Origin of the sequence: Microtetraspora sp. AC03309, assembly GCF_020826795.1 — a bacterium.
Lineage (GTDB): Bacteria > Actinomycetota > Actinomycetes > Streptosporangiales > Streptosporangiaceae > Microtetraspora > Microtetraspora glauca.
Map to the genome: position 1 here is coordinate 118,915 of NZ_JADDIL010000013.1, position 22,693 is coordinate 141,607.

General features: G+C 70.7%; 24 protein-coding genes. 15 read left to right on the forward strand and 9 right to left on the reverse strand.

What is annotated here, in order from left to right:
• Nucleotides 1-91: 91 nt before the first annotated feature.
• A complete protein-coding gene (locus tag IMZ11_RS09925) occupies nucleotides 92-586 on the reverse strand; it encodes a MarR family winged helix-turn-helix transcriptional regulator (protein ID WP_228639829.1) in 495 nt (164 codons plus the stop codon).
• A 127-nt stretch (nucleotides 587-713) separates the two neighbouring features.
• Here IMZ11_RS09925 and IMZ11_RS09930 point away from each other — a divergent pair, with 127 nt between their 5' ends.
• From IMZ11_RS09930 to IMZ11_RS09940, 3 genes are all read left to right on the forward strand, one after another.
• Nucleotides 714-1,817 carry a substrate-binding domain-containing protein gene (locus tag IMZ11_RS09930; RefSeq protein ID WP_228639831.1) on the forward strand — a complete coding sequence of 368 codons (1,104 nt, stop codon included), beginning with the start codon at nucleotides 714-716 and terminating at the stop codon, nucleotides 1,815-1,817.
• 258 nt (nucleotides 1,818-2,075) lie between these two features.
• Complete coding sequence (locus IMZ11_RS09935) at nucleotides 2,076-3,494, forward strand: APC family permease (protein WP_228639833.1); 1,419 nt, start codon at nucleotides 2,076-2,078, stop codon at nucleotides 3,492-3,494.
• Nucleotides 3,491-4,501, forward strand: coding sequence for an acetamidase/formamidase family protein (locus tag IMZ11_RS09940; protein WP_228639835.1), 1,011 nt, complete (start codon nucleotides 3,491-3,493; stop codon nucleotides 4,499-4,501). Before IMZ11_RS09935 ends, IMZ11_RS09940 begins: the two co-directional genes overlap by 4 nt.
• A gap of 55 nt (nucleotides 4,502-4,556) precedes the next feature.
• Here the strand turns inward: IMZ11_RS09940 and IMZ11_RS09945 are convergent, their stop codons facing one another.
• Nucleotides 4,557-5,474 carry a Gfo/Idh/MocA family protein gene (locus IMZ11_RS09945; RefSeq protein ID WP_228639837.1) on the reverse strand — a complete coding sequence of 306 codons (918 nt, stop codon included), beginning with the start codon at nucleotides 5,472-5,474 and terminating at the stop codon, nucleotides 4,557-4,559.
• A 65-nt stretch (nucleotides 5,475-5,539) separates the two neighbouring features.
• Between IMZ11_RS09945 and IMZ11_RS09950 the strand changes: the two genes are divergently transcribed.
• A complete protein-coding gene (locus IMZ11_RS09950; protein WP_228639839.1) occupies nucleotides 5,540-5,857 on the forward strand; it encodes a PadR family transcriptional regulator in 318 nt (105 codons plus the stop codon).
• 121 nt (nucleotides 5,858-5,978) lie between these two features.
• Here the strand turns inward: IMZ11_RS09950 and IMZ11_RS09955 are convergent, their stop codons facing one another.
• From IMZ11_RS09955 to IMZ11_RS09965, 3 genes are read right to left on the reverse strand one after another with little or no spacing between them, the layout of a single operon-like run.
• Nucleotides 5,979-6,116, reverse strand: coding sequence for a hypothetical protein (locus tag IMZ11_RS09955; protein ID WP_228639841.1), 138 nt, complete (start codon nucleotides 6,114-6,116; stop codon nucleotides 5,979-5,981).
• 4 nt (nucleotides 6,117-6,120) lie between these two features.
• On the reverse strand, nucleotides 6,121-7,050 hold the full coding sequence (locus tag IMZ11_RS09960) for an NAD-dependent epimerase/dehydratase family protein (protein ID WP_228639845.1): 930 nt from the start codon (nucleotides 7,048-7,050) through the stop codon (nucleotides 6,121-6,123).
• A 42-nt stretch (nucleotides 7,051-7,092) separates the two neighbouring features.
• A complete protein-coding gene (locus IMZ11_RS09965; protein ID WP_228639847.1) occupies nucleotides 7,093-7,458 on the reverse strand; it encodes a YrdB family protein in 366 nt (121 codons plus the stop codon).
• A gap of 93 nt (nucleotides 7,459-7,551) precedes the next feature.
• On the opposite strand from IMZ11_RS09965, the gene IMZ11_RS09970 reads away from it, so the two are divergent.
• The gene (locus tag IMZ11_RS09970; protein WP_228639849.1) at nucleotides 7,552-8,250 is read left to right on the forward strand and encodes a TetR/AcrR family transcriptional regulator; all 699 of its coding nucleotides are present in this window, start codon (nucleotides 7,552-7,554) and stop codon (nucleotides 8,248-8,250) included.
• A gap of 330 nt (nucleotides 8,251-8,580) precedes the next feature.
• Here the strand turns inward: IMZ11_RS09970 and leuA are convergent, their stop codons facing one another.
• Nucleotides 8,581-10,305, reverse strand: coding sequence for a 2-isopropylmalate synthase (leuA, locus tag IMZ11_RS09975; RefSeq protein ID WP_228639885.1), 1,725 nt, complete (start codon nucleotides 10,303-10,305; stop codon nucleotides 8,581-8,583).
• 268 nt (nucleotides 10,306-10,573) lie between these two features.
• On the opposite strand from leuA, the gene IMZ11_RS09980 reads away from it, so the two are divergent.
• From IMZ11_RS09980 to IMZ11_RS46145, 6 genes are all read left to right on the forward strand, one after another.
• Nucleotides 10,574-10,819, forward strand: a complete 246-nt coding sequence (locus tag IMZ11_RS09980) for a DUF2630 family protein (RefSeq protein WP_228639851.1) — start codon at nucleotides 10,574-10,576, stop codon at nucleotides 10,817-10,819.
• A 166-nt stretch (nucleotides 10,820-10,985) separates the two neighbouring features.
• On the forward strand, nucleotides 10,986-11,981 hold the full coding sequence (locus IMZ11_RS09985) for a GNAT family N-acetyltransferase (RefSeq protein WP_228639887.1): 996 nt from the start codon (nucleotides 10,986-10,988) through the stop codon (nucleotides 11,979-11,981).
• Nucleotides 11,982-12,021: 40 nt separating this feature from the next.
• Nucleotides 12,022-14,370 (forward strand): glycoside hydrolase family 6 protein, encoded by a 2,349-nt coding sequence (locus tag IMZ11_RS09990; protein WP_228639853.1) that lies wholly within the window; start codon nucleotides 12,022-12,024, stop codon nucleotides 14,368-14,370.
• Between the two features lie 89 nt (nucleotides 14,371-14,459).
• Entirely contained in the window at nucleotides 14,460-14,852 is a 393-nt protein-coding gene (locus IMZ11_RS09995; protein ID WP_228639855.1) for a hypothetical protein, read from the forward strand.
• Between the two features lies 1 nt (nucleotide 14,853).
• Nucleotides 14,854-15,003, forward strand: a complete 150-nt coding sequence (locus IMZ11_RS10000; RefSeq protein WP_228639857.1) for a hypothetical protein — start codon at nucleotides 14,854-14,856, stop codon at nucleotides 15,001-15,003.
• Nucleotides 15,004-15,008: 5 nt separating this feature from the next.
• The gene (locus IMZ11_RS46145; RefSeq protein ID WP_228639859.1) at nucleotides 15,009-17,345 is read left to right on the forward strand and encodes a DUF4132 domain-containing protein; all 2,337 of its coding nucleotides are present in this window, start codon (nucleotides 15,009-15,011) and stop codon (nucleotides 17,343-17,345) included.
• A gap of 98 nt (nucleotides 17,346-17,443) precedes the next feature.
• Here IMZ11_RS46145 and IMZ11_RS10010 read toward each other — a convergent pair whose 3' ends face one another.
• Both IMZ11_RS10010 and IMZ11_RS10015 read right to left on the reverse strand, forming a co-directional pair.
• Nucleotides 17,444-18,529 (reverse strand): YeiH family protein, encoded by a 1,086-nt coding sequence (locus IMZ11_RS10010; RefSeq protein WP_228639861.1) that lies wholly within the window; start codon nucleotides 18,527-18,529, stop codon nucleotides 17,444-17,446.
• The gene (locus IMZ11_RS10015; RefSeq protein WP_228639863.1) at nucleotides 18,526-18,693 is read right to left on the reverse strand and encodes a hypothetical protein; all 168 of its coding nucleotides are present in this window, start codon (nucleotides 18,691-18,693) and stop codon (nucleotides 18,526-18,528) included. The genes IMZ11_RS10010 and IMZ11_RS10015 overlap by 4 nt, the downstream gene beginning before the upstream one ends.
• A 578-nt stretch (nucleotides 18,694-19,271) precedes the next feature.
• On the opposite strand from IMZ11_RS10015, the gene IMZ11_RS10020 reads away from it, so the two are divergent.
• The 3 genes from IMZ11_RS10020 to IMZ11_RS10030 are packed head-to-tail and all read left to right on the forward strand — an operon-like array spanning nucleotide 19,272 to nucleotide 21,651.
• On the forward strand, nucleotides 19,272-19,574 hold the full coding sequence (locus IMZ11_RS10020; protein ID WP_228639865.1) for an urease subunit gamma: 303 nt from the start codon (nucleotides 19,272-19,274) through the stop codon (nucleotides 19,572-19,574).
• Nucleotides 19,571-19,906, forward strand: a complete 336-nt coding sequence (locus tag IMZ11_RS10025) for an urease subunit beta (protein ID WP_228639867.1) — start codon at nucleotides 19,571-19,573, stop codon at nucleotides 19,904-19,906. The genes IMZ11_RS10020 and IMZ11_RS10025 overlap by 4 nt, the downstream gene beginning before the upstream one ends.
• Nucleotides 19,903-21,651: an urease subunit alpha gene (locus tag IMZ11_RS10030; protein ID WP_228639869.1), complete on the forward strand. Its 1,749-nt coding sequence runs from the start codon at nucleotides 19,903-19,905 to the stop codon at nucleotides 21,649-21,651. The genes IMZ11_RS10025 and IMZ11_RS10030 overlap by 4 nt, the downstream gene beginning before the upstream one ends.
• Nucleotides 21,652-21,669: 18 nt before the next feature.
• Here IMZ11_RS10030 and IMZ11_RS45120 read toward each other — a convergent pair whose 3' ends face one another.
• Entirely contained in the window at nucleotides 21,670-21,804 is a 135-nt protein-coding gene (locus tag IMZ11_RS45120; protein ID WP_255706232.1) for a hypothetical protein, read from the reverse strand.
• Here IMZ11_RS45120 and IMZ11_RS10035 point away from each other — a divergent pair.
• The gene (locus IMZ11_RS10035; RefSeq protein ID WP_228639871.1) at nucleotides 21,799-22,674 is read left to right on the forward strand and encodes an urease accessory protein UreF; all 876 of its coding nucleotides are present in this window, start codon (nucleotides 21,799-21,801) and stop codon (nucleotides 22,672-22,674) included. The genes IMZ11_RS45120 and IMZ11_RS10035 overlap by 6 nt on opposite strands.
• Nucleotides 22,675-22,693 lie beyond the last annotated feature (19 nt).

Consider the following 22,693-nt stretch of genomic DNA (forward strand, 5'->3'; position numbering starts at 1 on the left):
CCGCCTCCGCGCGGCTCGACTGTCCCCGCTCCCGCGCGGCTCAACTGTCCCCGCTCCCGCGCGGCTCAACCGATCTCCGCCCCCGCGCGGCTCAGCCGCCGAGGGAGCGTGCCAGAAGGTCGAGTTCGCGCATGAGCCGTTCGGTGCGGGCCGCGCCGTACGCCGCGAGGACGGCACGGCGGTGTTCGGCGATCCCCGCCTCCAGGCGGGCCAGGAGCTCGCGTCCGCGATCCGCGAGGAAGACCACCACCTTGCGGCGGTCGAGGGGATCGTGCCCGCGATAGACGACGGCGCGTTCGACGAGCCGATCGACGGCCTTCGTGAGCGTGGGGTGCGGCATCAGCGCGGCCTCGGCCAGACCGCCCATGGAGTGGCCGCGCCCGTCCGCGAGCGCCTGGAGGATACGCCACTGCTCGACGGAGACCTCCTCGCTCGCGAGCGCGGCCCCGAGGCTCCGGTTGACCGCCCGCTCGGCACGGCTCAGGAGGTACGCGAGCGAGGACTCCAGGCCAGGAGAGGTCACCGGCGCCTCCGCCTTTTCCGAGGGAAGCCTGACCTGGCTCGCGTCACCGGATCCGGCCGTCATCACGGAACGCTCGGCTCGTGCGTGAGGAGGCTCGACCCCGACATGGCCACGAACCACTCCCTTCCTGCGTTTTCTTGTGCTTTTCCCGCTTCCCTGCGCGGATGCGGATGGAGGATACTCTCCCCTCGTGATCGATCCCGCCACGATGGTCATCGATCCCCTGGAAGCGCATGTGCTCAGGGCGGACACGCTCCGCGTGGGCCTGGTCGTGCCCGTCTCCGGCGTGCTCGGCCTCGTCGGACCGTGCGCGATCAACTGCGCGGTGCTGGCGGCCGCGGAGGTGAACGGCGCGGGCGGGATGCTCGGCAGGCCGGTCGAGCTGGTCCTGATCGACGGCGGCCGGAGCCCCGCCGAGGTCGGCGCCGAGGTCGCCGGGCTGGTGCGCGCGGGAGCCGTGCGGGCGGTGGTCGGAACCCACGCCAGCGATGTGCGCGTCGGGATCGAGCGCGCGCTTCGCGGCGCGGCCCCGTTCGTCTACACGCCTCCATACGAGGGCGGTGCCCGCTCCCCCGGGGTCTACTTCCTCGGAGAGCCCGCGTCCTCGCAGGTCGCCCCGGGGATCGACTGGCTGATCGAGCACCGGCGGGCGAGGCGCTGGTTCCTGTTGGGCAACGACTACATCTGGCCGTACCTGGTGCACGCGTCCGCGCGCGTCCATCTGATGTCCTGTTCGGCGCGGATCGTCGGTGAGCGCTTCCTCCCCGCCGGCACCCGCGACATGGCGCCGCTGATCGAGGAGCTCGCCGCCGTACGACCGGACGTCGTGCTGCTCAACCTCATCGGCAGTGACCTGATCGAGTTCAACCGGGCGTTCGCGGCGAGCGGGCTGGACTGTGCCCGTCTCTGCGGCGCGCTGGAGGAGCACGGCCTGCTGGCCATCGGAGGCGATTCCAGTGGTGAGCTCTATACCGCGATGGGCTATTTCGGGGGCATCACCACGGACGACAACCTCTGGCTGCAGGAGCGCTACACGCGACGGTTCGGCCCGGCCGCGCCGCTGCTCAACGGGCACGGGCACGGGTGCTACGAAGGCGTTCTCATGCTCGCCGCGCTCGCCGCCCGCTCGGGTTCCCTCGCTGTGCCCGCGGTCGAGGCGGTCGCCGACGGGACCACGGTCATCACCGGGAGGGGGCCGCTCACCCTCCGGGATCGGCACGTGTGGCAGCGCGTCTATCTGGGACGCGCCGACGGGCTGGACTTCGATGTCGTGACCTCCTCCCCTGCCCGGTGAACCTGTGAACCGTCCTTGCGAGCCGTCCTTACGAGCCGTCCCCTTGTGGACCGCCCTTGTGGACCCTCCGGCGAACCTCATGCGAACCGGTCGGTGAACCGCGTGGGGACTCCGTCCTGTGAACAGGGGGCGCGCCGGGCTCTTCCTTCCTGACCGCCACGGTCACGCCGCCGACAAAGAAATTTTCAAACGAAATCTTTTCCTTTTCAAGGATTAGTCCTATCGTACGCTCTGCCCCCAGCGTTCGAAGGAGTTCTGATGTCGTCTCCCTCCGCGGCGCCGTCCTCGCCCGCGCCATCGCGAAGCGCCGCGAACGGCGTGGAGCGTTTCGGATACCAACAGCAGTTACAACGCTCGCTGAGCTTCACCGACCTACTCATCTACGGCCTGATCTTCATGGTGCCGATCGCGCCGTTCGGCATCTTCGGCGGCGTCTTCCAGGCGTCGGGCGGCATGGTCGCACTGGCGTACGTCATCGGCATGGTCGCGATGGCCTTCACCGCCCTGTCGTACGCGCAGATGTCCAAGGCGTTCCCGATGGCCGGCTCGGTCTACACCTACGCGGGCCGCGGGATCGCCGCCCCGGTCGGCTTCCTCGCCGGCTGGGTGATCCTGCTCGACTACATCCTCGTGCCCACGCTGCTCTATCTCGTGGCGAGCGCGGCCATGGCGTCGTTCGTGCCCGTGATTCCCGTCTGGGCCTGGTTGATCCTCTTCATCGTCCTCAACACGGCGGTGAACTACTTCGGCATCCAGATGACCGCACGGATGAACAAGATCATGCTGGTCGCCGAGCTGATCGTGCTGGCGATCTTCCTGGTCGTCGGCGTCGTCGCCCTCGCCCAGGGCAGGGGTCACGGCGACGCGTTCAGCCCGATCTTCGACTCCTCGACGTTCTCCGGGCCGCTCGTGTTCGGCGCCGTCTCGGTCGCGGTGCTGTCCTTCCTCGGCTTCGACGGCATCTCGATGCTCGCCGAGGAGAGCCGGGAGGACGCCCGCAAGCTCGGTCGCGCCATGGTCGGCGCGCTCATGCTGGCCGGTCTGCTGTTCATCACTCAGACCTGGGTCGCCGCGCTGCTCACGCCGAACCGCGCCGAACTCCTGACCAAGGGCGGGGACAACGCGTTCTACGACGTCGCCGAGTACGCCGGCGGGCACTGGCTGAGCGTGCTCACCGCCGTCGCCACCGCGGTCGCCTGGGGCTTCGCCAACTCCCTCGTCGCCCAGGCCGCCACCTCGCGCCTGCTGTTCGCCATGGCCCGCGACCGGCTGCTGCCACGGTTCCTGGGCAAGATCCACCCGAGGCACAAGGTACCGGTCAACGCCACGTTCCTCACCGCCGCCGTCTCGCTGGTCCTCGGCCTCATCCTCGCCAACGATGACGGGATCCAGCAGCTCAGCTCGCTCATCAACTTCGGCGCGATGACCGCCTTCCTCGCGCTCCACGTCTCGGTCGTCGTCCACTACGTCGTACGGCGGCGCAGCCGCGACTGGTGGCGGCACCTCATCGCCCCGGCGATCGGCTTCCTGATCCTGCTGTACGTTGTGGTCAACGCCAAGGTGGCCGCCCAGGCGGTCGGCCTGATCTGGCTGGCACTCGGCGTGCTGATCCTGATCACCTTCATCCTCATCGGCCGTCGCCCCACCCTTCCCGACGAGACGGAGGTCTCCGAGTGAACGTCGTCTCCTTCCGGCCCACGGCCGAGGACCTGGCCTACACCTTCGGCGGGCGGCCCGCCGTGGCCCGAGTCGCCCCCGGCACGGTCCTCGAACTCTTCACGGAGGACTGCTTCGGCGGGCGGGTGCGCGGCCCCGAGGACCTGCCGTCGAAGGTGTGCGAGTTCCCCTTCCTGAACCCCGTCACCGGTCCCTTCCACGTGGAGGGGGCGGAGCCCGGTGACACGCTCGCCCTGCACTTCGTCTCCATCGAGCCCGCGCGCGACTGGGCCGTCTCCACGACCTTCCCGCACTTCGGAGCGCTCACCGGCACCCACACCACCGCGATGCTCCAGCCGCCCCTCGACGAGGTCGTGTGGATGTACGAGGTGGACGTGGAGAAGCGCCTCGTCCGTTACCAGGCCAGGCGCAGCGACTTCAGCGTCGAGATGCCGCTCGACCCCATGCACGGCACCGTGGGGGTCGCGCCCGCCGCGGCCGAGGCGCGGATGACGATCACCCCGGACGCCCACGGCGGCAACATGGACACTCCCGAGCTGCGGGCCGGCGTCACGGTCTACCTGGGGGTCAACGTGGCGGGCGGCCTGTTCGCCATCGGCGACGGGCACTGCCGCCAGGGACACGGCGAGGTCTGCGGCACCGCCGTCGAGGCCGCGATGAACACCGTCGTCGCCGTCGAGCTCATCAAGGGCGTCACCACGCCGTGGCCGCGTCTGGAGGACGACGACCACCTGATGTCCACGGGCTCGGCCCGGCCGCTCGAAGACGCGTACCGCATCAGCCAGCACGACCTCGTCACCTGGGCGGCCTCGCTCACCGGCCTCGACCAACTCGACGCGTACCAACTGGTCAGCCAGGGCGGCGAGGCGCCGGTGGGCAACGTGTGCGACACGAACTACACGATGGTCGCCAAGCTGCCCAAGGCCTACCTCGGCCGCCCCGCGATCTACGAGTCCGCGCACGCCCGGCTGCGGGCTCTCGGCGAGGAGTACCTCTCCTCCCGCTGATCCCCGACCGGGCTGATCCTCGACTGGGCTGATCCCGTCTCCTCCTGGGGACGGATCAGCCCGTGTTCGCCAGAAGACCGGCGTCGGCGAGCGCGGCCGTGACGACGTCCTCGCAGATGGCGTGGGTGACGAGCGCGTCCTCGGCGGAGATCGTACGGCCCTCGCGCACGGCGGCCAGGAAGGCGTGGCAGATCTGCTCGATGCCGCGCTGGCGCGCGACCGGCGTCCAGGGCGGCCTGCGGGACAGGGTCTCGCCCCCTGCGTGGTCCACCACGTCGCCGAGATCGATCACCCGCCGCTTGCGCCCGCCGCCCATCACCTCGCAGGTCTCCTCGGTCGAGCCGCCGACGCGGTTCATGACCCCGATGGCGGTGAAGCCGTCGCCTCCGAGCTCCAGCACGATGTGTTCGAGCAGCCCGGACCGCACGCGGGTGCGCACCCGGACGTCCGTGACCTCTCCCGGCGCGAGGAACCGCAGCGTGTCGGCCACATGGACGAAGTCGTCGAAGACCACCGTACGCGGGTCCGCAGCGGCGCCCACCCGGTTCTTCTCCAGGATGACCAGGTCTCTCGGCAGGTCACGCAGGGCCGTGTAGCCGGGGGCGTACCTGCGGTTGAACCCCACCATCAGCGACCTGCCCCGGTCACGCGCCAGCCGTACGAGCCTCTCTGAGTCGGGGAGGTTGTCGGCGAGCGGCTTGTCGACGTAGACGTGCACGCCCGCGTCGATCAGCGCCTCGACGAGCGGCGCGTGCGCGGACGTCGCGGCGTGGACGAACGCCGCCTCGATCCCCGCCTCCACCAGTTCGCCGACGGTGGTGAAGAGCCGGTCGATCCGGTACGCCGCTCCGAGCCTGGCCAGGGTGTCCTCGTTCCGGGTGCACAGGTGCGGAACGATCCCCGGCGTGGTCGCGAGCACCGGAAGGTACGCCTTCTCCGCGATGTCCCCGAGCCCGATGATCCCGATTCTCATGCGCCGGAGCCTATCGCTATTGCTAATTTTGACTTACTAAGTGAAACTGAATAAAGGAGATGGCCATGGCACGCCGTCAACCCGATCTGGGACGTTTCACCGACGTCGCCCTGCTGGTGCTGGTCAGCCTGGCCGAGGGCGACAAGCACGGCTACCGCATGATCCAGGACATCGAGGAGTTCTCCGGCACGGCCCTCGAACCCGGCACCCTCTACGGCGCGCTCATGCGACTGGAGGAACGCAGGTGGATCGAGCCGCTACCCGTGGTCGAACGCCGCAGGCCGTACCGGATCACACCCGCCGGGTTCGACGCCCTGTGCGAGCAGCTCGCCACCCTGCGCCGCATCGAGGAGACGGGCACCAAGCGCGCCCGGCCGTCGTGAGGGGTCGCCTGAGATGCGATCGGTGGCGTACCTGCTGCGGGCGGGGCGTCGCCCCGCCGGGGTGACCGCGTTCGGCTGGATTCCCGCGATCGCTTTGACGGTGTCGGGGGTGTCCGGCATGTCACCCCGCGTCCTGATCCCCCGCCGCGATGAGCGTCCTGGTCAGCGCGGCGAGATGCGGCGCGGTCGCGCGGATCTCGCTGTCCGCTCCCCGCTCTCCCCGCTCTCCCGGCCCTCCCTGGTACGCGCCCGTGCTCACGTGATCATCGGGCCCGCCACCGGGCGAAGGTCTCCTTCAGCGCCTCGTCCATCGGGGTGGCGGCGACACCGAAGGTCGCGGTGAAGGCGGACGAGTCGAGGACGAAGGGCCGGTCGAACTGGTAGCGGGTCTCCCTCATCTCGCGGAGGAACGGCGACACCGCGCCCGCGGCCATGAGCGCCCATTCGGGCAGTCGTACGAGCCGGGGACCGGGGGCCCCGGCCAGATCGCACAGGCGCTCGGCCATGGCCCGGATGCTCAGCGCCGGGCTCGTGGGGATGTGCCAGGCACGGCCCCAGGCACGTTCGTCGGTCGCCACCGTGACCAGGGCGGCCGAGACGTCGGGCAGGTAGGTCCAGCTGTGCGGGATGTCGGGATCACTCAGGGTCATCGCCCGCCGTCCGGTGAGCAGCGGGTCGAGGAAACGGTCCCCGAGGAACGACTGGTCCGACGCGCCGGGGCCGAAGTAGTCGGAACCGCGCACCTCCGTGATCCGTACCCGCCCCGCCTGGTGGGCGGCGATCGTCTGCTTCCACATCTCGGCGCGTACCCGGCCCTTGGTCCCGGTGGACGCGAGCGGCGCGTCCTCGGTCATCGGGCCGTCCACGGGACCGTAGCCGTACAGGTTGCCCAGCGTGACCAGGACCGCTCCCGTCGCCTCGGCCGCGCCCAACAGCGAGTCCGCGATCGGCGGCCAGTCCTCCGCCCAGCGGTGGTACTTCGGGTTCGCGCAGTTGTAGAGCGCGTCGGCGCCCTCCGCCAGGCGCCTCATCGCCGTGGCGTCCTGGGCGGGGACGGCGGCCCGCGTGATCCCCGCCCGGTCGGGGCCCGAGCCCGAGCGGGTGACCACGACCACCTCGTGGCCCGCCGCCGCGAGCGTCTCGGCGACCCTGCCGCCGACCTGACCGGCGCCGACGATGACGTGCTTGCCCATGACTTCTCTCCCTACTCTCGGTCTCCTACGGGGCGGTGTCGCTCAGACCTGGTCCCAAACCAGGCGGAGGACGGCGTTGACGGCATAGAGGACGGCGAAGACCGCACCCCCGGTGGCGACCCCGGACGCGACGAGAGCGACCGCGCCGCCTCCGAACCACGCGATCTCGAACGCGGCCCTGGCGAGGCCGTGCAAAGGGAACCTCGCGCCGTTGGCCGCGGCGAAGAGTCCCCAGAGTGTGGCGAACACCGCGGGAGCGCCGAGGCCGACGAGGATCCTGAGCCCGAGAGGAGCGCCAAGGGTGAACCCCCAGTACCCCACCGCGATCAGCACGCCGAGCTCCAGGAAGAACATCAGGGCGAGGTTGGCTCCCTTGGCCACGGTCAGCATCGCAACTCCTTGAGTCATCGCTCTCATTCGAGAGCAATGCTCTCTCATTGGAGCAGTGTAGTCAAGAGCGGTGCTCTCGAATCCTGCCGCCGCTCTGATAACCTCCAGGACATGAGCGCGAGCCGTACCGCACGGGAACGAGTCAGAGCCGAGCTGATCAGGGAGATCACCGACATCGCCCGCCGTCACCTCGCCGTCGACGGAGCCACGGGCCTGTCCCTGCGCGCCGTGGCCCGGGAGATGGGCATGGTCTCCTCCGCGATCTACCGCTACTTCCCGAGCCGGGACGACCTGCTCACCGCGCTGATCATCGACGGCTACAACGCACTCGGAGAGGCCGTCGAGAAGGCCGAGGCGACCCGCGCGCGTGACGACTTCACGGGACGCTGGCTCGCGGTGTGCCGCGCCGTACGGGAATGGGCACTCGCCCACCCGCATGTGTACGCCCTGCTCTACGGGTCGCCGGTGCCGGGCTACCGCGCCCCGGACGACACCATCGCCCCGGCGGCACGGGACACCGCCGTGTTCGGCCAGATCGTCGGCGACGCCGTCGCGGCCGGGCGCCTGAACCCGCCCGCCATCCTGCCCGAGCCGCCGGCGATCATCTCCTCCGACGCCGACGCGGTCCGTACGCTCATCCCCGGGGCGTCGGACGACGTGATCAGCCGGGCGGTCACGGCCTGGACCTGCCTGTACGGCATGGTGAGCTTCGAGCTGTTCGGCCAGTTCAACAACACGATCGAGCATCGTGCCGAGTTCTTCGAGCACAACATGACCGGCCTCGCCCGCCTCCTGGGCCTCCCCGCCTGACGCCCCCGCCGGCACGACACTTTCATCAACCCCATGGCGATCTGCCGTACGCCTCCCGCCGTGCGCTTGACGCCGCGCTCATGGCGCGATTCACGCGTTCCTCGGCCCTCGCCCATACGAGCGCGTCCATCGGGACGTGGTGATCGGAGCGACCGTCTCCCGTTCCTGTACGAAACGGAAAGGGGCGGCATCCGTGGGTCGCACGGATGCCGCCCCTCGCGGCAGGGTCGTCGAAGCCTTGTGGGCGAAGACGGAACCAGACGTCTCTGATGATCGGTGAAGGATCGGGGCAGGTCGTGCCCGTTCTCCCACGCGATCAGTACTGGGGTGTCAGCGGGAGGCGCGGTTGACGGCGGAGATGATCGCCTTCAGGGACGCGGTGGTGGTGTTGGCGTCGATGCCGACGCCCCACAGAGTCCGCGGGCCGTTCTCGCCACCGACCTCGCACTCGACGTACGACGCGGCCTTGGCGTCGGTCCCCGCGCTCATGGCGTGCTCGGTGTAGTCGAGCACCCGCACGTCGATGCCGATGCCGCGCAGCGCGTCGCAGAAGGCGGAGATCGGGCCGTTGCCGACGCCCTCGATCTCGCGGATCTGCCCGTCCACGCGCACGTCGGCGTTGATCATGTCCTTGTCGTCCACACCCGAGGACCCGCGGTGGGCCAGCAGGCCGAGGCGCCCCCACGGCTTGGCCGGGTTCGGCAGGTATTCGTCGGTGAACGCCTCCCACATGGCGGCCGGGGTGACCTCCCCGCCCTCCGCGTCGGTCTGGGCCTGGACCACGCGGGAGAACTCGATCTGCAGGCGGCGCGGCAGGTCGAGCTGGTGGTCGGCCTTCATGATGTAGGCGACACCACCCTTGCCCGACTGGCTGTTGACCCGGATGACCGCCTCGTAGCTGCGGCCGATGTCCTTCGGGTCGATCGGCAGGTACGGCACGGCCCAGGTGAACTCGTCGACCGGGGTGCCCGCGGCGGCCGCGTCACGCTCCAGGTGCTCCAGGCCCTTCTTGATGGCGTCCTGGTGGGAGCCGGAGAAGGCGGTGTAGACCAGCTCGCCGCCCCACGGGTGACGGGGGTGGACGGGCAGCTGGTTGCAGTACTCGACGACGCGCCGGATCTCGTCCATGTCCGAGATGTCGACCTCGGGGTCGATGCCCTGGGAGAACAGGTTCATCGCCAGCGTCACCAGGCACACGTTGCCGGTACGCTCGCCGTTCCCGAACAGGCATCCCTCGATGCGGTCGGCCCCGGCCATGTAGCCCAGCTCGGCGGCGGAGACGGCGGTGCCGCGGTCGTTGTGGGGGTGCAGCGACAGCACGATCGAGTCGCGGTATGCCAGGTGGCGGTTCATCCACTCGATCTGGTCGGCGTAGATGTTCGGCGTGGCCATCTCGACCGTGGCCGGCAGGTTGACGATCACCTTGCGGTCGGGGGTCGGCTGCCAGACGTCGTTGACGGCGTTGCAGACCTCGACGGCGTACTCCAGCTCGGTGCCGGTGAAGGACTCCGGCGAGTACTGGAAGTAGATCTCGGTGCCGTCCATCTCGGCGGCCATCTTCTTGCACAGCTTGGCGCCCTCGACGGCGATGGCCGTGATGCCGTCCTTCTCCTGGCCGAACACGACCCGCCTCTGCAGCGTCGAGGTCGAGTTGTACAGGTGGACGATGGCCTGCTTGGCTCCGCGCAGCGACTCGAAGGTCCGCTCGATCAGCTCGGGCCGCGCCTGGGTCAGCACCTGGATGACGACGTCCTCGGGAATGCGGTCTTCCTCGATGATCTGGCGGACGAAGTCGTAGTCGGTCTGGGACGCGGCGGGGAAGCCGACCTCGATCTCCTTGTACCCCATGCGTACCAGCAGCTCGAACATCTTGAGCTTGCGGTGCGCGTCCATGGGGTCGATCAGCGCCTGGTTGCCGTCGCGCAGGTCGACGGCGCACCATTGCGGCGCCTTCTCGATGACCTTGTCCGGCCAGGTGCGGTCCGCCAGCCGGATCGGCTCGAACGGCGTGTAGCGGTGGTACGGCATGGGGCTGGGCTGCTGTTGCGGGTACATCATGCTCCTCGTAGGACACGCCGGCACGAGCATGGAGAAACGAACATCCCGATCAGGGAGAAGGGCTCGCCACCGGTAAAAAGACCTGGGGCGGCCGACGCGCACGGCTGTCTCCGCGGCGAGGGAGCCGGCCTCTTACAGGCCCTCGCCGCGGCGGATAAGAAGAAGCCCGCGCAGCATGTCAAGCACACTAGCAGACGGTGATGAATGAATCGGACGCCGCGGGTGGTCACCGCATAGCCTGAAACCGGGTGAGAGGGGGCTGGGCATGAAGGACGACGAGATCCTCGGCCGCATCGGCGAACTCATCGAGGAGGAGCACATCCTGCGCATGAGGCTGGCGGCGGGAGAGGTCACCACGGACGAGGAGCACGAGCGGATCAGGACCCTGGAACAGGGCCTCGACCAGTGCTGGGACCTGCTCAGGAGGCGCCGGGCCAGCAGGAACGCCGGGGAGGATCCCGACTTCGCCGTCCCCCGGCCCGTCAGCGAGATCGAGGACTACGAGCAATGACCGCGGTCCCGGGGACGACCGGACCCGTCCGCGCAATCCGCGGAACCCGCGCGATCCGGGGAATCCGCGCGATCCGGGGCCATTCGTACCCCTCGGCCCTGGGTGGCCATTCGAGCCCGGATAAATCGTTCGCTCACCGGCCGGGCGGTGTTGTTGTCTGGTGAACATGCACATCGAGCGCCTCGATCTCGCCGACCCCCGTGACCGCGTCGCCGGTCTGGTCGCCGGTCTGTACGCGGTGCACGAGGCCCTGGGAGATCCGGGCGCGCCGACGTCGCGGCGCCACTTCACGTCCAAGCTGGAAGGCGGCTGGTCGGGCGAGCGCGCGGAGACCTGGGTCGTCGGAGTGGACGGCGAGATCGCCGGCGGCTGCACGGTGTACTACCCCGAAGAGGACAACACCCATGTGGCCAGCCTGCGATTTCTCGCCGTCCATCCCGACCGGCGGCGCGATGGGCTGGGCGGGGCGCTGCTCGACCGCGTGATCGACCGGGCACGGGGCGAGGGCCGCCGTCTTCTCGTCGGCGAGACTGTGGCGTTCGGGCCGGGCGCGGACTTCGCTCGCGCCCGCGGTTTCGCCCCGGCCACGGCGGAGGCGCGCCGGGTCCTCGACCTGCGCGCGGTCGACTGGGCGTCCTACGAGCTCATGCGGGCCGACGCCGCTCGACACGCGCGGGCGTACTCCCTCGAACGCTGGACCGGACCGGCCGGTGAGGAGTTGCTCGACGACATGGCCCTGCTGATGACGTCCATGAACGACGAGCCGCTGGGCGATCTCGAAATGGATGATCACCGGTGGACCGCGGAGCGGCTCCGCACCCTCGACCAGGGCGTCGTGAACTCGGGGCTCACGCCTTACACCATGATCGCCAGGCATGCCGAGAGCGGTGAGCCCGCCGGGTTCACCCGGCTCCTGGTCGACGCGGACGACGCGCGCGGGTGGGCGCGGCAGATCGACACCGGCGTGATCCGGGCACATCGCGGTCATCGGCTCGGGACGGTGCTCAAGCTGGCCACCGCCGCCTGGTTCCACGCCTGCGAGCCGGCCGTCGAACGCATCGTCACCTGGAACGCCGACTCCAACGCGCACATGCTGGCGATCAACGAACGGATGGGCTACCGGATCCTCGACACCTGGACCGCGTGGCAGCTCCATATCTGAACGCCTGGAAGGCCCCCGTTTGCCTGGTTATGATCCCGCAGTGGTGTCAAACGGTGGAAACCACGACGAATCCGCAGCGAACCACGACCTACGCGACGGGGACCCGCGGCAGGCCGGACCGTACACACTGCTGCGCAGGCTCGGCCAGGGCGGCATGGGAACCGTCTACCTCGGCCGCGCACCCGACGGCCGAAACGTCGCCGTCAAACTCATCCACCCCCAGTGGGCCACGGACCCCGACTTCCGCCGCCGCTTCACCCGCGAGATCGCCGCGGCCCAACGCGTCGCCCGGTTCTGCACCGCCCCCGTCCTCGCCGCCGACGTCGACGGGGACACCGCCTACCTCGTCACCGAGTACGTCCCCGGCCCCACACTCCACGAGGCCCTGCGCGCCCAGGGCCCGCTGACCGGTTCCAGCCTGGAAACGCTCGCCGTCAGCGTCGCCGTCGCGCTCCAGGCCATCCACAGCGCCGGCGTGATCCACCGCGATCTCAAGCCCGCCAACGTCCTGCTGTCCCCCCTCGGCCCCAAAGTCATCGACTTCGGCATCGCCCAACTCGCCGAACCCGGATCCCACACCAGCGGCGTCATCGTCGGCACCCCCTCCTTCATGGCGCCCGAGCAGGCCCGGGGCGAACGCGTCACCCCCGCCTCCGACGTCTTCGCCTGGGGCGCCCTGATCGCCTACGCCGCCTCAGGCCGCGCGCCCTTCGGCGACGGCTCCCTCCCCAGCGTCCTGTACCGGATCGTCCACCACGAACCCGATCTCACCGCACTCGAACCCGCCCTCCACGCCGTCGTCGCCGGCGCTCTCGCCAAGGACCCCAACCGGCGCCCCACCGCGCAACAGCTCGTCGACACCCTCACCGGCCACACCCCCACAGGGGACACGCCGTCGGGTACGGCGGAGCGGCCTTCATCGCCCCCCGCCGAGGCCCTCCCGTCCCCAGGCACCGGATCGGCCGTTCCCGTCATGCGCCCCGGCCGGTCCGCGTACGCGGAGAGCACCGGGGGCACCGGCCGTACGGATGGAACCGGAGGCGCCCATGGCGCGGGCGACACCGGTGACACCGGTGACACCGTCGTCACGAGACGCCGGACCGGAGCCCTCGTGGGCGTGGGAGCGGCGGTCGTCGCGATCGTGACGGCAGGGGTCGTCATCGCCGTGCGGACCTCGCCGGCCGACGGCGACAAGGGGGCACAGCGGCAGGCGATCTCCACCACGTCTCCGGAGGCGTCCACGGGAACGCCCGCGACGGCCGCGAACGACGACACGTCCCCCGACAGCGGCACGGGCGGCGAGCCCGGCGACACGTCGAACGGCGCGAACGACGGCGCGAAGGCCGGCAACCCGATGGGCGCCCGGACCGTACGGTTCTACGCGAGCCCCGACAACGACGCCGCCCGCCAGTCGTCCATCTGGGAGGCGTCCGGGCGGGCCGGGGACGCGGCCGTCATGCGGGCGCTCGCCAAGGTTCCGCAGTCCGTGTGGCTGAGCGGCATGTCGGATTCCGAGGCCGCCCGGGTCACCGACGCGGCACTCGACGTGGCGGCGAAGCAGGACGCGGTTCCGGTGTTCGTCACGGACAGCATCCCGCTGCGGGACTGCCACTCCAGCGGCCTGCGCGACTCCCGGGCGTACTCCTCGTGGATCGGCGCGATAGCCACCGCCATCGGCGACCGCGCGGCCGTGGTCGTCCTGGAACCCAACAGCCTCTCCAAGGTGCCGGGCACGCCGGGATGCGACCTGGGCGGCGACAAGGGCGAGCAGGCGCGCTACGACCAGCTCTCCGAAGCGGTCAAGCGCCTCGGCGCCTTGCCGAAGACCGCGGTCTACCTCGACGGCGGCCAGGAGTACTGGCCGTCACTCAAGAACGCCGCGACCCGGCTGATCAGTTCCGGACTGGACAAGGCCGACGGTTACTACCTCAACGCGTCGGGGTTCCAGCCGACGGAGCAGGTCGAGGCGTACGGCGCCAAGCTCGCCAAGTGCGTGCACGTGATCGCGGCGAGCGGGGCGGGTCGCTGTCTCGACGCCGAGGTCGACGCCGTCGCCGACGACACCGCCGGGCTGCCCCACTTCGTGATCGACACGAGCCGGAACGGCACGGGCGAATGGGAGCCGCGGGCCGGGACGTACAAGGACCCGCAGACCTGGTGCAACCCTCCCGGTCGCGGCATGGGCGTCCGCCCCACCACCGGGACCGCGAGCCGGCTGGCCGACGCCTATCTGTGGATTCGTGACCCCACGAAATCGAACGGGACCTGCACGCGCGGCACCTCCGGCCCCAAGGATCCGGCCTACGGGCTCGTGCCCCCACCCGGCGGTGCCTTCTGGCCGGCCATCGCCCTCCAGCGGGCCAAGAACGCGGTCCCGCCCCTACGGTGACGATCTCGGGGCGGGTTTCCGGTGTCGCGGTTCTGTCGTGCCCGGCTGCTAAGAATTTCGGCATCACCCCGGCGATCAAAGGACATCCGATGGCGTTGGTCACTTTCCGCGATGAGACGGCGACCGGCAAGGCTCTGGACGAGTTCGTCCTGCCCGGCCTGCCGGAGCGGATCTCCGCCCGCGAGTTGGTACGGCTGCGCGTGCGAGAGGAGGTCGCCCGGTACAACGCGGCTCCCTCGCACCACTTCCGCGGTCTGGTCAAGCCGAGCGAGGCCGAGGCCGAGCTGAACGGCTACCGGATGCGCACCGCCCGCAGGCTCGACTGGGAGCGGCAGGCCGACGCCGCGGAGGCGGCCTTCGCCCGCAACGGGTTCATCCTGCTGATCGGTGAGCGGCAGATCGACGATCTGGACGTGGAGATCGACCTGACCGCCGACCCGGTGGTGTCCTTCATCAAGCTCGTTCCCCTGGTCGGAGGCTGACGTGGGCGTCAGCGGCCACGGCCTCCGGGTCCTCCTGCCATTCGTCGGCGACGGCGGCAGGTCACCGATCGAACCGTCCGCGGCGTTCCTCCTCGCCCACGGCACCGCCGTCATCGCCGCCCCGTCCTTCGCCTGCCGGATCAAGGGGTGACCCGCGTGCGACTCTCCCCGTCGGCACAACTGCTGTACACGGTCATGACCGACCCGAGTACCGACAATCCGGACCCTTGGCCGCATTCGTCCCAGCTGACCGCCTTCGATCTGGGGACCCTGCTCCCCGTCGCCTACCGGACGACGAAAATCGTCGGCACGGCCATGTCGGCGAGGTTCGCGGTCGAGAGCGCCGCCAAGGAACGCCGGACGTCGTTCACGCCCGAGGCGTGTGCCGATCTGTTCCAGGCCCTGGTGGACGGGCTGGAGGCGCGCAACTGGTCCAACCTGCCCCTTGCGGTGGCCTCGCTGCCGCGCTGTCCCGGCGGCCCGCCGCTCGCCGACCTCACCGAATCCGCGCGGACGCTGGTGCGCTTCCACCTCCGCGCCGAGCGGACCGGGGATGCGTACGCGCTGCTGGCGGTCGCCGGGATCGCCGGGCTGGACGACGAGGTGACCGCGGTGCTCAAGGAGGGCAGAGGGCCGATCGCGCTCGACGAGATCGATCTGCTCCTCGGCTGGGACGCGGAGCGCAGGGCCCTGCTGGTGGAGGCTCTGCAGGAGAGGTCGTACACCTCCCTTCCCCCGCTGCCGGACACCTGGGAGCGGCTGGCCGCGATCCCGGAGTACGTCGCCTTCGCCCGTACGGCTCTGGAGGCCGCCGAAGCCCGGATCGCCGCGATCCACGCGCGTGAGATCCCGTACCGGGCCGACCGCGCCTTCGACGACGCGGAGAAGGAGGCGCTCGGCCGGGCCGTGCGGCTGGCGCTGTGGCGGGACGAGCCGTGGCTGCCCGGCCTGCTCGACCGGCTGCTGCGCGGTGTGGCGGTCGCGCCCACGGCGGCCAAGACCCTGCCCTCTCAGGGGTTGCTGTTCGAGATCGGCCGCGCGGTGGAGGATTTCCCGACACCCGAGGCCATCTCCGCGCTGCGCACCGCGCGGGCGCTGACGCGGCACGCGGGCGTGCCCAAGCAACTTGACCGCATGCTCAAGCGGATCGAGCATGCGCTGGCCGATCGGGTAGAGGTGGCCTTCCGGATGCCGGACCTCGGTTTCGAACCCGGCGGACGGCTCCGCGTGCCCCTCGGCGAGCACACGGCCATGATCTCGATCGGCGACGACGTCGAGCTGACGTGGTGGCAGGGCGAGAAGCGGTTCAAGGCGGCTCCGGCGGCGGTGCGGCGGGACCATCCCGACGAGGTCAAGCGCCTGCGCGAGCTCACCGGGCAGGTCCGCCGGCAACTGACCACGCTGGTCCGTGCGCTGGAGGCGGGATACCCGGGCGACGCGCGTCATCCGTACGCGACCTGGCGTGAGCGGATGGCGGAGCATCCGATCGCCGGGACGGTCGCACGGCGGCTGGTCTGGGAGATCGAGGTGTCTCCGGGGCACTGGCGGAGCACGCTCGGCGATACCGGAATCACGGGGACCACCGGAACCACCGGGCCCGAGCCGCCGCCCGACGCTCCGGTGCGGCTGTGGCATCCGGCCCGCGCGCCCCTCGACGAGGTGCGCGCCTGGCGCGAGCGGATCACCGGGGAGCGGGTCAGGCAGCCGTTCAAGCAGGCGTTCCGCGAGGTCTACCTGCTCACTCCGGCCGAGGAGGAGACCGGCGTCTACTCCAACCGGTTCGCCGCCCACGTCGTGGACTACCGCACGCTGTACGCGCTGTTCAAGCAGCGCGCCTGGTCGGCCGACCTGCTGGGCCCGTGGGACGGCGGCGGCGACGGCGAGGCTCGGCGCGTGCTCGCCGGAGGGCGCTGGCGGGCGTCGTTCTTCCACGAGAGTCTCGGCGGGGACCACGCCGTGACGGACCAGGTCCGCTTCCATCGAAACGCCGACGGCGAGTGGCGGCGGGCGGCGCTCGCCGAGGTGCCCCCGCTGGTGTTCAGCGAGGCGATGCGGGACGTGGACCTGTTCGTCGCGGTCACGTCGATCGCCGCCGACCCCGGCTGGGCCGACCGGGGCACCGAGCGCCACTATGACTACTGGCGCACGGCCGCCTTCGGCGCGCTGCCGCCCTCTGCCGAGGTCCGTCGCGACGCGCTGGCCCGCCTCCTGCCCCGTACGGCGATCGCGGACCGCTGCACCCTGACGGATCGTTACCTGGTGGTCCGCGGCGACCTGCGAACATACAAGATCCACCTGGGCAGCGCCAACATCCTCATGGATCCCGGCGACGTGTACCTGTGCATCGTCAGCGCGCCGGGCTCGGAGGCCGAACGGGTGTTCCTCCCCTTCGAGGAGGACGGCCGGCTCGCGCTGATCCTGAGCAAGGCATTCCTGCTGGCCCGCGACGGCGAGATCGGCGACGAGAGCATCATCCGGCAGATCAAGGGCTGACATCCTCCCCTCCCTGACGTCCCACGACCTCCCCCGTATCCGGTGCCGTACGGCCCGCGCCGGCCGTACGGCACCGGAGTTCGTGGGATCGGCGCTGGTCAGAGGCCGATCCAGGCCGAGGCGGCGACGACGAGGCCGAGCGTCACGACGGTGACGGTGACCTCGGCGAGTGCTCCTACGGCGAACGGCCGCAGCCCCTGGCGGCGGATCGCCCGGAAGTCGGTGCTCAGCCCGACGCCCGCGAAGGTCAGCAGGAACGCCCAGCGCGAGAGGTTGCCGAGCGAGGTCAGGTCCGCCTTGGCGATCAGCCCGGCCGTGGCGAGCACGGACACGGCGAGGAAGCCGAGCACGAACTTCGGGAACTTGGCCCACAGGAAGCGGGTCCGGCTGCCGACCGCCCGTGCCTGCCCGCGCGCCGCCCAGAACAGGGCGAAGCCGAGCACGACGAAGCCGATCGTGGCGTTGCGCGTGGACTTGGCGAGCACCGCGACCTTGGCGGCCTCGTCGGAGTAGAGCGCGCCGGCGGCGGTCGCCTCCGCGGTGTTGTCCACGGCGAGACCGGCCCACAGGCCGAACTCGTGCGCGGACATCCCGATCAGGTGGGCGATCGCCGGATAGGCGAACAACCCGAACGCGCCCAACGCGAGGATCGCGGCGATGGCGAACGAGGCGTCCTCGTCGTCGGCGTCGATGGCGCCCTTGCCCGCGATGATCGCGGAGACGCCGCAGATGGACGAGCCGATGGCGAGCAGCGAGATCAGCTTCGGCCCGAGCTTGAACCAGCGCCCGATCAGCACGACCACGCCGATGGCGACGAACAGCTCGATGACCACGAGCGCCAGGCTGACGCCGCCGAGCTTGAGCACGTCACCGAGGAGGAACCTGGCGCCGAGCAGGACGATGCCGAGCTTGAGCCAGAACTCGTACGTCGCGATCCCCGGCCTGAAGATCCGGTGGACGCCGACCGTGTTGGTGATGATCAGGCCGAGGAGGATCGCCCACAGGACGTACTCGATGTTCGGCAACGACCAACCGGTGCTCTCGGCGAGCTGCTTGACCCCGGTCTCGGCGAGCTTGCCCGCGTAGCCGATGGCCGCGAGCAGGAGGAGGCCGGGGATCAGGGCGGCGGCCCTGGCCGCGAGGTCGTTCCGGGACGCGGCGGGGGCGACGGTGTCCGTGGTCACCAGCCCACCTCCGGGAGGAGGCCGGTGATCGCGGCCACCACGATCACCGCGGCGACGCCGACGGAGACCCAGTCGAGGACGGGCGTGCGCTCCGGCCGGGGCGCGGCGGTCGCCTGCTCCTGAGCCGTCTCCTCAGCCACCGCCTCACTCACCGCCTCACTCACCGCCTCCGCCTCCGGAGGTACGTCGGCGGCGGTTCCGGAGCCTGGTTCGGAGACTGGTTCGGAGCCTGGTTCGGAGACTGGTTCGGAGGGCGTTTCGGGAGGTGTGTGCGGCCGGGCTTCGTCGGGTACGGCCGCCGGCTCTGGTGGTGGTGTCGTCGCGGACACGGCAGCGCTCCTCGGGATCGGGGGGTGGACGCGGCGCCCGCAGCATAAATCCGCCAATCCCTACTAGTAAAGGGGGTTGGCTCGCTGAGCCGAGCGAGTTCGCCGTGACCGGCCGGCGGATCGACCCGTCGGGGAAGACCTCCAGGGCCTCGTCCACGGCGCCGCCGTCCTTGTGCGGCGCCGCCTCCAGCGCCACCTGGAGGTTGCCCAAATCGCTCCTCCTTGCCGATACGGCCCCCGCACCGACCTGTCTGCCGACAAGGCGATCGAGCGACATTTCCCGACTTAATCACATACGCAAATTGGCTATTACCGAAATTTCCCAATGATTGGCGACGTACGGTTCACGTCCTGATACGCCGGAGAAATGCGCGGGAAACGCGACGGAAACGGCGGCTGCCTATCGTCCCGCCATGCGGCTCACTCCACACGAACAGGAACGCCTGCTCATCCACGTCGCCGCGGGCGTCGCCCGCGACCGCCAGGGGCGGGGGCTACGCCTCAACCATCCGGAGGCTACCGCGATCATCGCGTCCTTCCTTCTGGAGGGGGCGCGCGACGGCCGCGGCGTGGCGGAGTTGATGGACGCGGGCCGCAGGGTGCTCCGCCGCCAGGACGTCATGGAGGGCGTCCCCGAGATGCTGGAGTCCGTCCAGGTCGAGGCGACCTTCCCCGACGGCACCAAGCTCGTCACCGTCCACCGGCCGATCGCATGATCCCCGGCGAGATCGTGTACGGCGAGACGCCCGTCCCGCTCAACCCGGGCAGGGACCGGATCTCGCTGCGCGTCGTCAACACGGCGGACCGGCCGATCCAGATCGGCTCGCACTACCACTTCGCCGCGGCCAACCCCGGCCTGGAGTTCGACCGGCGGGCCGCCTGGGGCACCCGCCTGGACGTGCCGGCCGGTACCGCGATCAGATTCGAGCCCGGCATCGAGCGCGACGTGACGCTCGTCCCCCTGGCGGGCCACCGCGTCGTCCCCGGGCTGCGCCCGGAATGGGCGGGCCCGCTCGACCGCCGTCCCGCCGCCGAGGAGTCCCGATGACCACCGTCGAGCGGGCGCGCTACGCCGCCCTGTACGGTCCGACCACCGGCGACCGGATACGGCTGGCCGACACCGACCTGTTCGTCGAGATCACCGAGGACCTCGCGATGGGGCCCTCCGGCGCCGGCGACGAGGCGGTCTTCGGCGGCGGCAAGGTGATCCGCGAGTCCATGGGGCAGGCCCGCGCGACCCGGGCGGAGGGCGCGCCCGACCTCGTCATCACCGGCGCGGTGATCCTCGATCACTGGGGCGTCGTGAAGGCCGACATCGGCGTACGTGACGGGCGGATCTCGGCCATCGGCAAGGCGGGCAATCCCGACACGATGGACGGCGTCCACCCCGATCTCGTCATCGGGCCGTCCACCGAGATCCTCGCCGGCAACGGCAGGATCATCACGGCGGGGGCCGTCGACTCCCACGTGCACCTGATCTGCCCGCAGTCGCTGGACGAGGCCCTGGCGTCGGGCGTCACGACGATCGTCGGGGGCGGCACGGGACCCGCCGAGGGCACCAAGGCGACCACGGTCACCGGCACCTGGTACCTCGCGCGGATGCTGGAGTCCCTCGACTCCTATCCGGTCAACGTCGCGCTGCTCGGCAAGGGCAACACGGTCGGCGTCGAGGGCCTGTACGAGCAGCTCCGCGCCGGAGCCTCCGGGTTCAAGCTGCACGAGGACTGGGGGACGACTCCGGCCGCGATCGACGCCTGCCTCGGCGTGTGCGACGACACGGGGGTGCAGGCGGCGATCCACACCGACACGCTCAACGAGGCCGGTTTCGTCGAGTCGACGCTCGCGGCCATCGGCGGCCGGATGATCCACGCGTACCACACCGAGGGCGCCGGAGGAGGTCACGCCCCCGACATCATCAAGGTGGCCGCGTACCCGAACGTCCTGCCGTCGTCCACCAACCCGACCCGGCCGCACACGGTCAACACCCACCACGAGCACCTGGACATGCTCATGGTGTGCCACCATCTCAACCCGTCGATCCCCGAGGACCTGGCGTTCGCCGAGTCCCGGATCCGCCCGGCGACGATGGCGGCCGAGGACGTCCTGCACGACATCGGGGCGATCTCGATGATCGGCTCCGACTCCCAGGCCATGGGCCGGATCGGCGAGACCGTCATCCGCACCTGGCAGACCGCGCACGTCATGAAGAAGCGCCGTGGCGCGCTTCCCGGTGAGTCCGGTACGGCTTCCGCCGGCGGGACGGCACACCCCGCCGACAACCTCCGCGCCCGCCGCTATATCGCGAAATACACGATAAATCCGGCGATAGCGCATGGGTTGGAGGGCGAGGTCGGCTCCGTCGAGACCGGCAAGCTGGCCGACCTGGTGCTCTGGGCCCCCGCGTTCTTCGGCGTGAAGCCGGACCTCGTGATCAAGGGCGGTGTGATCGCCTACGCCCAGATGGGCGACGCGAACGCGTCCATCCCGACCCCGCAGCCCGTACTCCCCCGCCCCATGTTCGGCGCGGCACCCGTGACGGCGGCGGCGACGTCGCTGCACTTCGTGTGCCCTCTCGCCATCGAGGACGGCCTCGCCGACCGGCTCAGGATCGGCCGCAGACTCGCCCCCGTCTCCGGCGTACGGCGACGCGGGAAGGAGTCGATGCTGCTCAACGACGCGCTCCCCTCGATCGAGGTGCACCCCGACACCTTCGCGGTGCGCGTCGACGGCGAACTCATCGAACCCGCGCCCGCGGACGTGCTGCCCATGGCCCAGCGCTATTTCCTCTTCTGACGCGATGTCCGGCGCCGTTCACCGGCCGGGGCCGGGCCCGCCGGGATGCGGGTCCGCTCCGGCCCGGATCTCCATCATCACGACCACGGCCACGACCACGACCACGACCACGACCACGACCACGACCACGACGAAGGACGGTGATCGGTGCACGCCGCGCTCCTGCTGCTCGCCGACTCACGGCTGCCCGCCGGAGGCCACGCGCATTCGGGCGGTGCCGAGGAGGCCGTACGCGCGGGCACGGTGACCGGCCCCGATGACCTGGCGCGGTTCCTCCGGGGACGGCTCGCCACGGCCGGGCTGGTCGCCGCCGCGCTCGCCGCCGCCGCCTGCGAACTCGGCTCCGCCGCCATCGACGCCTCGGAGAGGCTCGGCGGGGATGCGGGGACGGGCGAAGGGGATCCGGCGATCCTCCCCTGGCGACGGCTCGACGCCGAGGCGGACGCCCGGACCGCGTCGCCCGCGCAGCGGGAGGCCGCCCGCACCCAGGGACGGCTCCTGGTCAGGACCGCGCGCCGGATCTGGCCGTCACCCGCCCTGGAGTCTCTGGCGAGAGCCGTACCCGATGGCGCGCACCATCCGGTCGCTCTCGGCGCGACGGCCGCGGCGGCGGGCTGCGACCCCGGGCAGGCGGCTCTGGCGGCGGCCTACTGGTCGGTGACCGGGCCGGCGACGGCGGCCGTACGACTCCTCGGCCTGGACCCGGTGGCCGTGCACCGCCTGCTCGCCGACCTGGCTCCGTCACTCGGCGCGACCGCACGCGCCGCCCGTACGGCCCTGCACACGTGGACGACGGACCCGGAGGTGCCCTGGACGACGGACCCGAACGCGCCGTGGACGGTGGACCCGGACGACAGGCGGGCATCGAGCCCGGACAGCGGGCGAGCGACGGACCCGGATCTCATCGGCGTGGAGTTCATGGGCGACGCGTGCTGGGCGGCGCTACCCGCCACGGCCGCTCCCGCGCTCGACCTCCTGGCCGAGAACCACCTGAGGGCGGAGACCCGCCTCTTCGTCTCCTGACACCCCGACACCCCATCCC